Here is a 15,171-nt window from a genome sequence, read left to right as displayed (position 1 = left end):
TGATCTTTTGCAGGATTTTTATTGTGTAGTTACATTTCATATTACTCAGCATGCTTTAATATTTGAAAAACTTATGAAAAGTAAATCTATTGATATTAAATTGATGCCCGTACCTAGGCAAGTTAGTTCCAGCTGTGGGACTGCAGCGAAAATCCCCTGCGAATTTGAGTTAGATATACTAGGATGGTGTGAAGAAAATGATGTTCAAATTGATTCTTTTCATAAGATAGTAGATAAAAAGGGCAGCAGTTGGTTTTCAAAACATATAAACAAGTAATTATAAGCCTCAAGCCATTGATATAATCAGTGACTGAGGCTTATATTATATTTATTCACTTGCTATTTGCTCTGCTATTCTTATTCCATCTACTGCAGCAGAAATAATTCCTCCAGCATACCCAGCTCCTTCGCCTACTGGATATATGCCTTTTATATTGCTTTCATAATTGTTATCTCTCTGAATTCTCACAGGGGATGAGCTCCTGGACTCCACTCCTGTCATTATTGCATCTGGATGCGCAAAGCCTTCTATTTTTTTATTAAACTCAGGCAATGCTTTTTTTATAGTCTCTACGACATAGCCTGGCAAACATTCTCTAAGATCTGTTAGCTTTATTTTTGGAGCATAAGTTGCTTTAACAATACCAAGTTTTTCAGATGGTATATCTCTCAAAAAATCTCCTACTAGTTGAGCTGGAGCTGTATAATCTCCACCACCTGTCTGAAATGCCTGCTCTTCCAATCTTCTCTGAAATTCTACACCAGCTAGTGGATGTGGACTTCCAAAATCCTCTGGAGTGATACCAACTAATAAAGCACTATTTGCATTTTCTTTATCCCTTGCATGATAGCTCATTCCATTTGTCACAAGTCTGTTTTCTTCTGATGCAGCTGCTACTACTTCTCCACCAGGGCACATACAGAAGGTATAGGCAGATCTTCCATTATCAAAATGTCCAGATAATTTATAATCTGCAGCTCCTAGTTTGGAATCCTTAGCGAAATCACCATATTGTGATTTATCGATAATTTCCTGTGGATGTTCAATTCGTACTCCTATGGAGAATGCTTTTTGTACTAAGCTAAGCTGTCTATTATATAGCATCTGAAATGTATCTCTAGCACTATGCCCTAGTGCCAGAATTAAAATATCTGTATATATTGTATCATTATTATTTACTATAACTCCTGTCACCTTTTCATCTTCAATAATTAAATCAGTGACTTTAGATTGAAATCTTACTTCTCCACCTAGAGAAATTATAGTCTTTCGTATATTTGCAACGACATTTCTAAGTATATCAGTTCCAATATGGGGTTTATTCTTGTACAAAATATCTTCTGGAGCTCCAGCTACTACAAATTCTTCTAGGACCTTACGACTTCTAGGATCTTTAATTAGGGTGTTTAGTTTTCCATCTGAAAAGGTTCCTGCTCCACCTTCTCCAAATTGTACATTGGACTCAGTATTTAATTTTCCAGTATTCCAAAACAATTCAACATCTATAGCTCTCTCTTCTACAGCTTTACCTCTCTCAAGTAATATAGGCTTATAACCCATTTGTGCTAAAATGAGCCCTGCAAATAATCCTGCTGGTCCCATACCAACTATAACTGGTCTTTTGCTAATATTCTTTTCTCCTTTATTTACATAGTCATAAGAAATAATTGGACTAATAGATATTTTTTTGTTTTTTGATTTCTTCAATATCTTATCTTCATTTGATACTTCTACATCTACTGTATATACAAAATGAATATCATTTTTCTTTCTAGCATCTATTGATTCTTTGAAAATACTATAAGATATTATGTATTCCTCTTTTATATTTAGTGCCTTTAGTATTTCTTCCTTTAACTTACTCTTATCCTCTTTTAGATTTAATTTTATATCTTGTATTCTAATCATTTGTTCTCTCCTCAGTATGTTTTATCATTCTATATTATACCCTAAGGGATGAAAATTGAATATATATAATATTTATGTTAAATTTTAAATAATATTTTCAAAAAAAGCTTGCTATTTATATCCAGTTGTATATAATGTTATTATTGGCAAATATAAGAAAGGAGGTCGTGAAGATGATCAGATTAGATTATGTGGTAAAAATGAATGAAAATTTTATAAAATTTGTAGCACGACCTAAGGAAAACTGTTAGTTTTTAACTGTTGTATTTGATGCCATAGGTGTGTTCGCCTATGGTTTTTTATATTTTACTAGGATTATGCCGTCTTAATATATTAGTAATTAACCATAGGATACTACCTATGGTTTTTTTAATTAAGGAGGGAAAAAATGAGGGAATTTAAAAAACTACTAAAATTTATGGAAGGGTACAGACTTATTTATCTATTTGGAATAATTTCTATTATAATATCTCAAATACTAACTACCGTTACCCCTCTAATCCTAAGCACCACCTTTGATAATATAATTAGAGAAGAATCTATTAAATCTTCAATTATTCAAAGGACTGTAAATATCTTCGGGGGAAGAGATATACTTAGGGAAAAACTCTGGATAATAGGTATATTATTACTTTCTGTTACTATTGTAAGGGGGATATTCTTGTACTTAAAGAATACCTTATCTAGTAAAGCTGCAGAAGGTACAACTAAAAAAATGAGAGATAAGCTCTATGATCATATTCAGAGATTGCCTTATGATTATCATGTGAAATCTGAAACTGGCGAGCTTATACAAAAATGTACTTCTGATGTAGATACTATTAAAAGATTTATAGCAATCCAACTAATGGAAATTGTAGGTTCAGTATTTATGATAGCCTTAGTAATCTCTATAATGTTCAGTATGAATATAAAGCTGACTTTTGCATCTGTATTGATATTACCTATTACATTTTCATTTGCACTTATATTCTTTAAAAAAGTAAAAAAAGATTTTACTGCATCAGATGAAGCTGAAGCTAGAATGACTACTACACTTCAGGAGAACTTAACCGGGGTAAGAGTTGTAAAAGCTTTTTCAAGACAAAAATTTGAGGTTGATAAATTTGATGAAAGAAATTTTGATTATCAAAAGTTGACATATAAGCTAATCAAAAATCTATCAATATATTGGGGAATATCTGATTTTCTTAGTATGACTCAAGTAGGTTTTGTTGCTGTAGTTGGTAGTTATCTATCTTATAAAGGGGAATTGTCACTAGGTGTATTTGTAGCATTTGTTTCCTATATCAATATGCTTGTATGGCCTGTTCGACAGATGGGTAGAACCCTAACAGATATGGGTAAAGCTTTTGTTTCTTTAAATAGGGTTGAAGAAATTCTTGAGACACCTATAGAATTATTAGAAGAAAATAATTCAAGACCTGATATTAAAGGTAATATAGAGTTTGAAAATGTTTGTTTTCAATACGAAGAAGATAAACCTGTTTTATCGGATCTTTCATTTAGTGTAAACACTGGTCAAACTATTGCATTAATAGGACCTACAGGTTCTGGAAAAAGCTCTTTAGTCCATTTATTACCAAGGCTTTATGAATATAATAAAGGCTCTATAAAATTTGATGGAGTTGAATTAAATACTATTGATAAGTCTTGGATAAGAAAAAATGTTGGTTTGGTATTACAAGAACCTTTCCTCTATGCTAAGACAATAAAGGATAATATTAAATTGGCTTATCCAGGTATGACTGATGAAAAAGTATATGAAGCAGCGAAGATAGCCTCTATTCATGAGGATATTAATTCCTTTGAATTAGGATATGAAACTCTAGTAGGAGAACGAGGGGTTTCTCTATCTGGTGGACAGAAACAGAGAATGGCAATTGCTAGAACAATAATCAATAATAGCCCTATTGTTGTATTCGATGATTCTTTATCTGCTGTGGATACGGAAACTGATATTTCCATTAGAAAGGCTTTAAATACTAGAAAAAACAAGGCTACAACTATAATTATATCTCATAGAATCTCAACTGTATCAGAAGCAGATATGATACTAGTAATAGATAGAGGTAAAATTATTCAAAGAGGAACTCACGATAGTTTAATTAATGAAGAAGGATTGTATAAGAGAGTATATACTATACAAAATTCCTTAGACGACGAAGCAATAGACGCATAGGAGGTGTTTTTATGGAACAAGATAATATTATTTACGATAAAATTCAAATTAATATATGGAAAAATTTCTTTAAATATCTAAAACCATATAAGAAACAATTTGCTGTATTAACTCTAATAACCATTGGTCTTGGATTATTAGATTCTGTATTTCCATTGTTGACAAAATATGCTATAGACAATTTTGTAGAGAATAAGACTATGGTTGGTATAGAGAAGTTTGCTTTTATTTATATTTTAGCAGTGGCAGCTCTATCTATAACGGTATTCTTATTTATAGCATTAGCTGGTAAATTAGAAACTAAAATGGCTTATGATATTAGGAAAATAGGATTTGAAAAGCTACAACTTCTACCATTATCTTATTATGATGATAAAGCTGTGGGATGGTTAATGTCCAGAATGACTTCTGATATAAATAGGTTATCAGAGACAATATCCTGGTCCTTAGTAGACCTCGCTTGGGGATTCTCTATGATGAGTGCAGTAACCATTGCAATGGTAAGATTAAATCCAAAATTAGCTTTGTTAACTTTATCCGTACTACCATTTCTAGTAATTACTAGCTTTTACTTTCAAAAAAGAATATTAAATGCTCAAAGAGATGTTAGAAAAGTTAATTCTAAAATTACAGCAGCCTATAATGAAGATATACAAGGTGCTAAAACTACAAAGACTTTAGTTAGAGAGGAAATTAATCTACATGAATTCTCTGAAATAACTACTTCCATGAGGGATAAATGTATCAGAGCTACTATTATATCTTCAATATACTTACCTATTGTTATTGCATTAGGAAGTGTAGGAACTGCTATGGCTTTAACTTTTGGTGGAAACTCGCTTATGTTGGATGTTATATCCTACGGAACTTTAGTAGCTTTTATATCTTATAGCTCTCAATTCTTTGAGCCTGTTAGACAAATAGCTGTAATATTTGCAGAATTGCAATCTGCTCAAGCTTCTGCTGAGAGGGTATTCTCCCTATTAAACGAAGTTCCATCCATAGTAGATAGTGATGAGGTAATGGAAAAGTATGGTGACTTATTTAATCCCAAGAGAGAACTTTGGCCTACAATCAAAGGATCAGTTGAATTCAAAGATGTATCTTTCTCCTATAAGGATGGAGAAACAATACTGGATAAATTTAACCTGAAGGTTAATCCAGGTGAGACCATAGCTTTAGTTGGTGAAACTGGATCAGGAAAATCTACCATAGTTAATCTATTTTGTAGATTCTATGAGCCTACTGCTGGCGAAATATTAATTGACGGTATAAATTACAAAGATATGCCACAAAATTGGATACATGAAAATCTAGGATATGTATTACAAGCTCCACATCTATTCAGTGGTACTATTCGTGAAAATATCCAATATGGTAATCTAGAAGCTACTGAAGAAGAAATAATCGAGGCAAGTAAATTAGTTGATGCTCATGACTTTATAATGGAAACTGAAAAAGGCTATGAAACAGAAGTTGGTGAAGGCGGAGGCCTATTATCTACTGGACAAAAGCAGCTTATATCTTTTGCCCGGGCAATAGTTAGAAATCCTAAGTTATTTGTCTTAGATGAAGCTACTTCATCTATTGATACAGAAACAGAGCAAGTTATTCAAAATGCTATAAATACTGTATTGGAAGGTAGAACATCCTTCGTAATAGCTCATAGATTATCTACCATAAGAAATGCAGATAAGATATTGGTTATAAGAGATGGTAAAATCCAAGAATCAGGAAATCATAAGGAATTGATTAAGAAGAAGGGTTATTATTATAATCTGTATACTAATCAATTTATTGAAGAAAAGAGTATGGATATATTGGGATAAAATTATAGTAGCTGGCATGAATGTCAGCTACCTTTTTTTACATAATAAACATTGCTACTATAGTCGTCACAACTAATCCAACCACTACTGGTACAAAGTTTCTTCTTGTTAATTCAAATGGATCTACTCCGCATATTGCAGCTGCTGGGATTACTGCCCAAGGTATTAGTGTCCCACCACCTACCCATATGCCCGCTATTTGACCAAGTGCTGTAAGGGTTGCTATGCCTTTACCTATGGCTGCACCAAATAATCTAGCCACTGATCCAGCTAAGGATATTCCGGAGAAACCTGAGCCATCTAGGCCGGTTATAGCACCTACTGTTGTAAGGGTGACAGCTCCTACTCCTGCATTTAGTGGTACTGTATTTGCTAATGCTATACCTAAATCATTGACCAATCCCTGAGAACCTTGAGGTAAAAATTCTCCTATAACTTTTATAAAGCCTTCATCACCTAAATAGAAAAATGCTGCTATTGGTATAACTGGGCCAAATATTTCAAATCCAAATTTGAGACCTGTTACTAAATATTTGGTTATCTCCTCTAGGGCTTTGCCTTTGTGAGTTAAGATAGAAACAATTATAAGAATAAATATAGCAGTTCCACCTATTAATGCCGTAGCATCTCCCCCTTGAAGATCAGCAATAAACATAACTGCAACATCTATAGCAAATAATACTGGGATAAATATGGCTAGATTTTTTTTAGTCTTATTACTCAATATCTCTTTTATACTTTTATCCTCATCTATTATTCTTCTACTTCTGTTCTCTTTACTCACTTTAAGTTTTCCAGATTTTAAATCCTTTTTTAATATTATGAAGGCTATTATAGTTGTAACTGCCCCCATGACTATTACCAGAGGTATACTTGCAGAAATAACTTCTCCTACTGGTATGCCTGCTGCATCTGCTGTAAGTCTTGGAGCTCCTTGTATAATAAAATCTCCTGATAATGCTATTCCATGCCCAAATAAGTTCATTGCCATGGCTACACCTAAAGCTGGTAGCCCTGCACTAACTGCTACTGGTAACATAACAGCACCTATTAAAGCTACTGCTGGAGATGGCCAGAAGAACCAAGATATTATCATCATAAGTATTCCTATAACCCAGTAGGCTAATGTAGGACTTTTAATTAATTTTGTAAAAGGTGAAACCATTATCTCGTTTACACCAGTCTTTGTAAGAATTGTACTCATGGCGACTATTACTGAGATAATAAGGATTGTTCCCATTAATTCAACTATGGCATAGATAAAAGAGTTAAATACCCCCATTATTCCTTGTGATAATGAAGATGTAGCTATGATTCCTAGTATAAATATTCCTAGTATACATACTAAAGTAGTGTCTCTCTTTCTAATCATTACCCCTAAGATTAAAAGGGTAAATAATAGATATACATAATGTAAAGCATTCAGTTGGATGTCCATAATATCCCTCCCATATTCTTTAGTACTTTAGAATATGCAATGGATTATATGTAGGTGAAGAAAAATATGATTTAGTTTATTTCTTAACTAAGCTAATACTTAAATAATAAAATATATAACCTGCTAAATATCCACCTATTACATCCGTTGGCCAGTGAACACCTAAATAAATTCTACTAATTCCCATGAGACAAATCATGACAAATGCTATAATATGTATCAGCTCTTTTTTCTTCTTATCTTGTGCTTTTTTCGCCAATAAAAATGCTATTGTAGAATAAAGAGTCATTGTAACCATAGAATGCGCACTTGGGAAACTTAATCCTCCTTGTTCCACCAAAAAATACTCTATAGGCCTGGTTCTTCGGAAGATTTGCTTTAGTAAACTGTTTAATAATGAACTTCCTAGGGTTGCTAGTAATAATAATTTGGAAATATAATAATTCTTTTTAATCAAAGAATAGGCTATAACCATAGCAGTAACTGGTATTAAAAAGTTTTCAGAGCCTATAAATGAAATGAATTTCATAATAGATAATACTATTGGATTAGTATTATTATGGATATATTCAATTATACTTACATCAAAAAGAATACCTTCACTACTGCCTTTTACCATAAATCCTAAAATACAAAATAATATAAGCATTAAGCTTAGAATAACTATTTTTGTATTTTTATTCATCTTCTCACCCCTATTAGACTGATATATTCAATGCCCTATAATGACAAATAGGACAAGGTTCCTGTCCCCTTGTCCCATTATTTTCTTTTTCTTGGTGGTGCTATGTGAATCGCTTTATCTTCTATTCCTAATGTAGCTTCAAAGAATGCTTCTGAAAGAGTTGGATGGGCATGTATTGTTCTCGTAATACTATGGATATCTAAACCATTTGCCATGGCTAGAGCACCTTCTGCAATTAAATCATTTGCATGAGGTCCTAGTATATGAACTCCTAGAACTTTCTTATCTTCAGCTCCAGCAAGAATTTTTACTATACCTTCTCCTTCACCTAGGGATAAAGCCTTACCATTGGCTCCAAACATAAACTTGCTAGCCTTATATGGTATTTGTTTTTCTTTAAGCTCTTCCTCAGTATAACCAACATGAGCTACTTCTGTCATAGTAAATACACAGTTAGGGTATATATCTAGATTAACATCTGGAGTATGTCCCATTATTTTCTCCATTACATATTCACCTTGGGCAGATGCAACATGAGCTAATTGTACTCCTCTGTTTACATCCCCTATGGCATATATGCCTGGTACTGAAGTTTCAAACTCTTCATTTACTATAACGCCTTTATCATCATATTTAATACCTATTTTGTCAAGGTTTAATCCATCAAACACAGGACCCCTACCTGAAGCAATAAGTACTTTGTCTCCTATTACTTCTATTTCTTCATCTTTTTCTTTGTATTTAGCTAAGACCTTAAGTTTATTTCCTTCTTTCGTAATCTCTTTGGCTCTTATATCTAAATAAGCTTCGATTCCTTGTTTCTTTAGCATAGGAGTAAGTCTTCTTGAAATCTCCTTATCAGCATCTTTTAGTATTCTAGATGCTAGAAGGATAACATGTGATCCTAGCTCTTGATATATACTAGCAAACTCTAAGCCTATTACTCCTCCACCTACTACAACTAGAGTCTCTGGAATTTCTTCCATTTCCAGGAGGTCATCTGAAGTGATTACTCCCTCTAAGTCTACTCCTTTTGTTTCAGTCATTTGAGGTTTAGATCCTGTAGCAATAACTATATTATCTACAGTTACTTCTTTAGTAGTTCCATCTTTTAATTCTACAGATACAGTGTTTTTATCTATTATATTTCCAGTTCCATCAAGAAACTCTATGTTTTTATATGAGGAAATAAGTTGTTCAATACCAGATACCAATGTATTAACTACTTTATTTTTTCTCTCTTGAAGTGCTTTTCCGTCCATTTTAAATTGGCCAACTTCTATACCAAATTCAGCTGCTCTTTTAAAATTGGACATAATTTCTGCATTTCTAAAATAAGTTTTGGTAGGGATACAGCCTCTGTTAAGGCATGTACCTCCTACCTCCCTATTCTCTATTAGAATTACATTTGCACCTAATTGAGCTCCTCGTATTGCTGCTACATAGCCTCCTGGACCAGCACCTATAACTGCAATAGTCTTAGTCAAATGGTGTACACCTACCCTTCGTATTTTAGCACAGGAGTTCTTGCTGCTCTTGTCTCATCTGGCCTACTTACTACAGTGTTAAGAGGGGCAGCTTTAACCTTTTCTGGATCTTCGCTTGCCTCTTTTGAAATACTAATCATAGCTTCAATGAATTCATCCATTGTTTCTTTGGATTCTGACTCTGTTGGCTCTATCATTATTGCTTGGTTAATGATTAGTGGGAAGTAAACTGTTGGTGGATGATAGCCATGATCAAGTAATCTCTTAGCTATATCCAAAGTGCTTACTTCTGAAAGTGTATCTTTTAATCCGCCTAGTACAAATTCATGTTTGAATAAAGTATCTATAGGTAGATAGTAATAATCTTTTAGTTTATTAGCCATATAGTTAGCATTTAGTACAGCTATTTCACTAGCTTTTTTAAGTCCATCACTACCCATTGTAAGGATATAGGTGTAGGCTCTAACTAATATACCAAAATGGCCATAGAAATCTTTAACTTTACCTATAGTATTAGGTAGATTATAGTCTAGATAATATCTATCTTCATCTTTTTCTACTAATGGTACTGGTAAAAATTCTACTAGATGTTTCTTAACTCCAATTGGTCCTGCACCTGGTCCTCCACCACCGTGAGGTGTAGAGAATGTTTTGTGAAGGTTAAAGTGAACTACATCAAAGCCCATGTCTCCAGGTCTTGCATGACCAAGAATAGCATTGGCATTAGCCCCATCATAGTATAATTGTCCCCCTGCATCATGAACAATTTTAGCTATTTCTTTAATATTCTTATCAAATATTCCTAGGGTATTTGGATTTGTAAGCATCAAACCTGCAGTATCGTCTCCTACAACAGCCTTTAGTGCCTCTAAATCAACTAAACCATCTTTTGTTGATTTAACTTCTACAATCTTATATCCTGCCATAGCTGCAGTAGCAGGGTTTGTACCATGAGCTGAATCAGGAACTATAATCTTGTTTCTATTAAAGTCTCCATTCTTTTCATGATATGCTTTTATAACCATGATACCAGTTAATTCTCCATGAGCACCAGCAGCTGGCTGTAAGCTCATCTTATCCATACCTGCTATTTCTGCCAAAGATTTATCTAGTTCATATAATAATTGTAATGAACCTTGAGTACAAGATTCCATTTGTAATGGATGCACATTAGCAAATCCATCTAATCTAGCTGTATCTTCATTGATCTTTGGGTTATATTTCATTGTACATGAACCTAGTGGATAAAATCCTGTATCTAGTCCATAGTTTTTATTTGATAGGTTTGTATAATGTCTAATTACATCAACTTCAGATAACTCAGGAAAATTAAGTTCAGTATCAGATAAAAATTCTTCTGGAATAAAATTCTTTATACATTTATCTTCTACATCTAATTCTGGAAGGTTATAAGCTTTTCTTCCTGATTTAGACAATTCGAATATTAGCTTATCATACTTTCTCATTTTATCCCCTCCAATACACTACTTAATTTGTCTATTTCTTCCTTAGTCCTCTTCTCTGTCACTGCATATAACACAGCATTTTTAAACTGGGAATAATCCTTCCCTAGGTGATATCCGCCTACTATATTTTCTTTTCTAAGCTTCATATTTATACTATCAGCATCAATATCAGATGTTATAGCAAATTCTTTAAAGAAAGGTTTATCAAAAAGTGGCTTATATTTACCTGATTTGGTAAGTTGCTCAAAAGCATAATGAGCCTTCTTTGTACTTTGCATAGCAACTTCTTTTAGTCCTTCTTTGCCTAAAGTAACCATATATACAGTAGCTGCAAGTACATTTAAACCTTGGTTAGAACAAATATTAGAAGTAGCTTTTTCTCTTCTGATATGTTGTTCACGAGCTGTAAGTGTTAGTACATAAGATCTCTTTCCATTCTTATCTACAGTCTCCCCTACTACTCTACCTGGTAATTTTCTCATATAATCACTCTTAGTAGCCATAAATCCTAGATATGGTCCACCAAATGCAACGGGTATACCCAAGCCTTGACCTTCTCCTACTACTACATCAACTCCTAATTCTCCTGGTTTCTTTAATATACCAAGGGAAATTGGGTCAACTGAAGCAATGAAGCTAGCTTTTTTAGCCTTATGAGCAATTTCTCCTGTAGCTTTTAAGTCCTCAATAATTCCAAAGAAGTTTGGGCTTTGAACTATTACAGCTGCAGTATTATCATTTACATGTTTATCTAATTCTTCAAGGTCAGTAACTCCATCTTTCATATCTATTTCAATAACCTTTAGGTTTTGAACATGAGCATATGTTTTAAGGATTTGTATTGACTCTGGTCTTACAGTCTTAGATATGATTATCTCATCTTTCTTAGAAGATGCAGCAGCCATTAAAGCAGCTTCTACAACAGCAGTTCCACCATCATAAAGTGAAGCATTTGCTATATCCATTCCTGTAAGGTTAGCTATTAATGTTTGAAACTCAAATATATATTGTAATGTTCCTTGGCTTATCTCAGGTTGATAAGGTGTATATGATGTATAATATTCTGATCTTGAAATAATATGGTCTACTACTGATGGAATATAATGATCATATGCTCCTGCTCCAAGGAAACAAGTCAATTCACTTAGTGAACAGTTTTTATTTGCTAAAGAAGTTAGATAATTTTTAACTTCTAATTCACTCTTTGACTTAGGTAGCTTCAATTCCCTATTTAAACGCATATCCTCTGGAATATCACTAAATAAATCATCTAATGAATTAAGTCCTATGGACTTTAACATTTCCTGTTCATCTTCGTGAGTCGTTGGAATGTATGGATACATATTTTATTCCTCCTCAGCTAAAAACTTTTCGTAGTCCTCACTTGTCATTAATTCATCTAGTTCAGCCTTATCTGATATCTCTACTTTAATCATCCAGTTTTCATATGCATCTGCATTTAAAAGAGCTGGATCATCAATTAATTCTTCATTTATTTCTATTACTTTTCCACCAACTGGCATATAAATGTCTGATGCTGCTTTAACTGATTCTATAGCTGCAAATGAATCTCCTTTAGCAATTTCATCATCAACTTCAGGTAGTTCTACATAAACTATGTCTCCTAAATGATGTTGTGCATAATCTGCTATACCTATAACCCCAACATTACCTTCAACTTTAACCCATTCATGATCATTTGTGTAAAATAAATCTTTAACTACTTTCATTATTAACCCTCCTAATTTTTTATTTTTTTAAGAATTTCTTGCTTACTATTTTAGCTTTAGCTGGTTTGTTTCTTATTATTATATCAACTTCTGTACCTAACTCAGTAAATTCTGTTGAAATTAGTGCATTACCAATATTTTTCTTTAGAGTAGGGGACATATAGCCTGTAGTTACATGACCTATTGTTACTCCATCTTTTTGTATTTCATATCCTTCTCTTGGAATTCCTCTATCGATCATTTCAAATCCAGCTAATTTTCTCTTAAGACCATCGCTCCATAGTTTATTCAGAGCTTCTTTACCTATAAAATCCCCTTCCTTATCAAGCTTTACAAAGTATTTGAATCCAGCTTCTAATGGGTTGATTTCTTCAGACATTTCATGTCCATATAATGGTAATGATGCTTCAAATCTAAGAGTATCTCTACATCCTAATCCTGTTGGTTTAATTCCTTCTTCTTTTCCAGCTTCCATTATGTCATTCCATACTTTTACTATTCCTTCATTAGTTGTATATACTTCAAAACCATCTTCTCCAGTATATCCAGTTCTTGATACCATGCATTCTACTCCATTGATATCAACATTTCTATCTAATGTAAAGAATGTGATTTTATTTAAATCTGTCTTCGTTAGTTTTTGTAATATTTGCTGAGCTAGAGGTCCTTGTATTGCAACTTCTCCCACACTGTCGGAAATGTTAGTTATTTCTACATCGAAGTTACCCTTTTGATCAAGCATCCATTTAAAATCTTTATCAGCGTTTGAAGCATTTACAACTAAGTAAAAATCATTGTTATCAAACCTGTAAACTAATAAATCATCCACTACTCCTCCATTTGGCATACACATAAAAGTATAGATTACTTGATTGTCTACTATCTTAGTTATATCATTTGTCATAAGATAGTCTACATATGCTAAAGCATCCTTTCCTTTTACTGTAATTTCACCCATGTGAGATACATCAAATAAACCTGCTGCATTTCTAACTGCTTCATGTTCTGCTACTAAGCCTTCGTATTGCACTGGAAGGAACCAGCCTGCATAATCAACTACTTTACCTCCCAATTTCACATGTTCATCATATAATGGGGTCTTCTTTGCTTCCATTTAACCACTCCTTCCTATAATTTGACACTACATGTATGTTACCCTTATAAAGTAAAAATAAACTCCTTTAGTTTAGATAATTTTAATTGTATAATATTAGTAGTATCGATTTAATTATACAAGAGGAGGAAAAAATATGCAATACTGTTATTTTACAAAGGACAAGCTAAAAGTATCCAAATTGGGCTTTGGATGCATGAGATTTCCAATATTAGAAGGTGATTCTGGTAAGATTGACAAAGACTTAGCTAGCAAGATGCTAATCTATGGAATTGATAATGGTATAAATTATATTGATACCGCTTATCCATACCATAAGGGAAATAGTGAAGAATTTGTTGGAGAGGTATTAAGTAAAGGTTATAGGGAAAAAGTATATTTAGCTACTAAACTACCAGCATGGTTGACTAATTCATATGAGGATTTTGAGAATTACTTAGATGAACAGCTTAAAAGACTTCAAACTGATTATATTGATTTTTATCTTCTTCATTCATTGTCAGAAAAGACTTGGAATAAAATCTATGAATTAAATGTTTTAGGGTTCCTTGATGAAGCAAAGAGAAAAGGAAAGATAAAATACGCAGGATTTTCATTTCACGATAATTTAGACATCTTTAAAACTATTGTAGACTCGTATCCTTGGGATTTTTGTCAGATTCAATTAAACTACATGGATCGCCAATATCAGACAGGACTTGAGGGTATGAGATATGCTGCCGAAAAAGAAATATCCTTAGTGATAATGGAGCCTATTAAAGGTGGAAAATTGTCAAATGCTTCTGAAGAAATATCAGCTATTTGGAATAAGAGTAATATTAAAAGATCTCCCGCTGAATGGGCTTTAAAATGGATTTATAATTTTGAGGAGGTATCTGTTGTATTATCTGGAATGTCAACTATGGATCATGTAATTGAAAATGTAAAGACTGCTAATGATGCAATTCCTAATTCCTTGACTGATCAAGAGCTAAAGATCGTTGATGAAGTAACTGCTTTATATGAAAAGAATGTGAAAGTAGGATGTACAAGCTGTGAATACTGCTTACCTTGTCCACAGAAAGTTTCTATACCAAACATCTTTGAATTATATAATAATATATATGTCTATGGTACTGAGACTGTATCAAAGGATAGCTATAGCAGATATATTGAACAAGAAATAGATGCCAGTAAATGTGTTGAATGCGGTGCTTGCGAATCTGTATGCCCTCAACATCTAGATATTATTAAGCACTTAAAAGATGCAGATCTTGTATTAAAATAGATTTCATAAAAGGAAGGGTTTAATAACCCTTCCTTTTATATAGTCCACTTTATCCACATTATCC

The 15,171-nt window shown here is 33.0% G+C and carries 12 protein-coding genes; 4 read left to right on the top strand and 8 right to left on the bottom strand.

Going from position 1 to position 15,171, the window contains the following annotated elements:
• Window positions 1–7 precede the first annotated feature (7 nt).
• Window positions 8–277 carry a DUF3343 domain-containing protein gene (locus RIN63_RS13945; protein ID WP_310445358.1) on the top strand — a complete coding sequence of 90 codons (270 nt, stop codon included), beginning with the start codon at window positions 8–10 and terminating at the stop codon, window positions 275–277.
• 51 nt (window positions 278–328) lie between these two features.
• Here RIN63_RS13945 and RIN63_RS13940 read toward each other — a convergent pair whose 3' ends face one another.
• Window positions 329–1,909, bottom strand: coding sequence for an FAD-dependent protein (locus tag RIN63_RS13940; RefSeq protein ID WP_310445357.1), 1,581 nt, complete (start codon window positions 1,907–1,909; stop codon window positions 329–331).
• Window positions 1,910–2,297: 388 nt separating this feature from the next.
• Here RIN63_RS13940 and RIN63_RS13935 point away from each other — a divergent pair, with 388 nt between their 5' ends.
• Together RIN63_RS13935 and RIN63_RS13930 are read left to right on the top strand one after the other, a co-directional pair.
• Window positions 2,298–4,091 carry an ABC transporter ATP-binding protein gene (locus tag RIN63_RS13935; protein WP_310445356.1) on the top strand — a complete coding sequence of 598 codons (1,794 nt, stop codon included), beginning with the start codon at window positions 2,298–2,300 and terminating at the stop codon, window positions 4,089–4,091.
• An 11-nt stretch (window positions 4,092–4,102) separates the two neighbouring features.
• Window positions 4,103–5,920 (top strand): ABC transporter ATP-binding protein, encoded by a 1,818-nt coding sequence (locus tag RIN63_RS13930; protein ID WP_310445355.1) that lies wholly within the window; start codon window positions 4,103–4,105, stop codon window positions 5,918–5,920.
• Window positions 5,921–5,957: 37 nt separating this feature from the next.
• On the opposite strand, the gene RIN63_RS13925 is transcribed toward RIN63_RS13930, so the two are convergent.
• From RIN63_RS13925 to gcvT, 7 genes are all read right to left on the bottom strand, one after another.
• Window positions 5,958–7,358 (bottom strand): hypothetical protein, encoded by a 1,401-nt coding sequence (locus RIN63_RS13925; RefSeq protein ID WP_310445354.1) that lies wholly within the window; start codon window positions 7,356–7,358, stop codon window positions 5,958–5,960.
• A gap of 76 nt (window positions 7,359–7,434) precedes the next feature.
• Window positions 7,435–8,043 (bottom strand): phosphatase PAP2 family protein, encoded by a 609-nt coding sequence (locus RIN63_RS13920; protein ID WP_310445353.1) that lies wholly within the window; start codon window positions 8,041–8,043, stop codon window positions 7,435–7,437.
• 77 nt (window positions 8,044–8,120) lie between these two features.
• Window positions 8,121–9,530, bottom strand: a complete 1,410-nt coding sequence (gene lpdA / locus RIN63_RS13915) for a dihydrolipoyl dehydrogenase (protein WP_310445352.1) — start codon at window positions 9,528–9,530, stop codon at window positions 8,121–8,123.
• Window positions 9,531–9,541: 11 nt separating this feature from the next.
• A complete protein-coding gene (gcvPB, locus tag RIN63_RS13910; protein ID WP_310445351.1) occupies window positions 9,542–10,996 on the bottom strand; it encodes an aminomethyl-transferring glycine dehydrogenase subunit GcvPB in 1,455 nt (484 codons plus the stop codon).
• Complete coding sequence (gene gcvPA / locus RIN63_RS13905; RefSeq protein WP_310445350.1) at window positions 10,993–12,339, bottom strand: aminomethyl-transferring glycine dehydrogenase subunit GcvPA; 1,347 nt, start codon at window positions 12,337–12,339, stop codon at window positions 10,993–10,995. The genes gcvPB and gcvPA overlap by 4 nt, the downstream gene beginning before the upstream one ends.
• Window positions 12,340–12,342: 3 nt before the next feature.
• The gene (gcvH, locus tag RIN63_RS13900; protein ID WP_310445349.1) at window positions 12,343–12,726 is read right to left on the bottom strand and encodes a glycine cleavage system protein GcvH; all 384 of its coding nucleotides are present in this window, start codon (window positions 12,724–12,726) and stop codon (window positions 12,343–12,345) included.
• 19 nt (window positions 12,727–12,745) lie between these two features.
• On the bottom strand, window positions 12,746–13,840 hold the full coding sequence (gene gcvT, locus RIN63_RS13895) for a glycine cleavage system aminomethyltransferase GcvT (RefSeq protein WP_310445348.1): 1,095 nt from the start codon (window positions 13,838–13,840) through the stop codon (window positions 12,746–12,748).
• A 136-nt stretch (window positions 13,841–13,976) separates the two neighbouring features.
• On the opposite strand from gcvT, the gene RIN63_RS13890 reads away from it, so the two are divergent.
• Entirely contained in the window at window positions 13,977–15,107 is a 1,131-nt protein-coding gene (locus RIN63_RS13890) for an aldo/keto reductase (RefSeq protein WP_310445347.1), read from the top strand.
• The last annotated feature ends 64 nt before the right edge of the window (window positions 15,108–15,171 follow it).

Origin of the sequence: Tissierella sp. (assembly GCF_031460495.1) — a bacterium.
GTDB lineage: Bacteria > Bacillota > Clostridia > Tissierellales > Tissierellaceae > JAVKTS01.
The sequence above is the reverse complement of the archived record's forward strand: the minus strand, read 5'-3'. Positions and strand labels throughout refer to the sequence as shown.

Coding starts and splice junctions, on each gene's coding strand:
- RIN63_RS13940 (WP_310445357.1), bottom strand. CDS start 1,909: ATGATTAGAATACAAGATATAAAATTAAATCTAAAAGAGGATAAGAGT.
- RIN63_RS13935 (WP_310445356.1), top strand. CDS start 2,298: ATGAGGGAATTTAAAAAACTACTAAAATTTATGGAAGGGTACAGACTT.
- RIN63_RS13930 (WP_310445355.1), top strand. CDS start 4,103: ATGGAACAAGATAATATTATTTACGATAAAATTCAAATTAATATATGG.
- RIN63_RS13925 (WP_310445354.1), bottom strand. CDS start 7,358: ATGGACATCCAACTGAATGCTTTACATTATGTATATCTATTATTTACC.
- RIN63_RS13920 (WP_310445353.1), bottom strand. CDS start 8,043: ATGAATAAAAATACAAAAATAGTTATTCTAAGCTTAATGCTTATATTA.
- gcvPB (WP_310445351.1), bottom strand. CDS start 10,996: ATGAGAAAGTATGATAAGCTAATATTCGAATTGTCTAAATCAGGAAGA.
- gcvPA (WP_310445350.1), bottom strand. CDS start 12,339: ATGTATCCATACATTCCAACGACTCACGAAGATGAACAGGAAATGTTA.
- gcvH (WP_310445349.1), bottom strand. CDS start 12,726: ATGAAAGTAGTTAAAGATTTATTTTACACAAATGATCATGAATGGGTT.
- gcvT (WP_310445348.1), bottom strand. CDS start 13,840: ATGGAAGCAAAGAAGACCCCATTATATGATGAACATGTGAAATTGGGA.
- RIN63_RS13890 (WP_310445347.1), top strand. CDS start 13,977: ATGCAATACTGTTATTTTACAAAGGACAAGCTAAAAGTATCCAAATTG.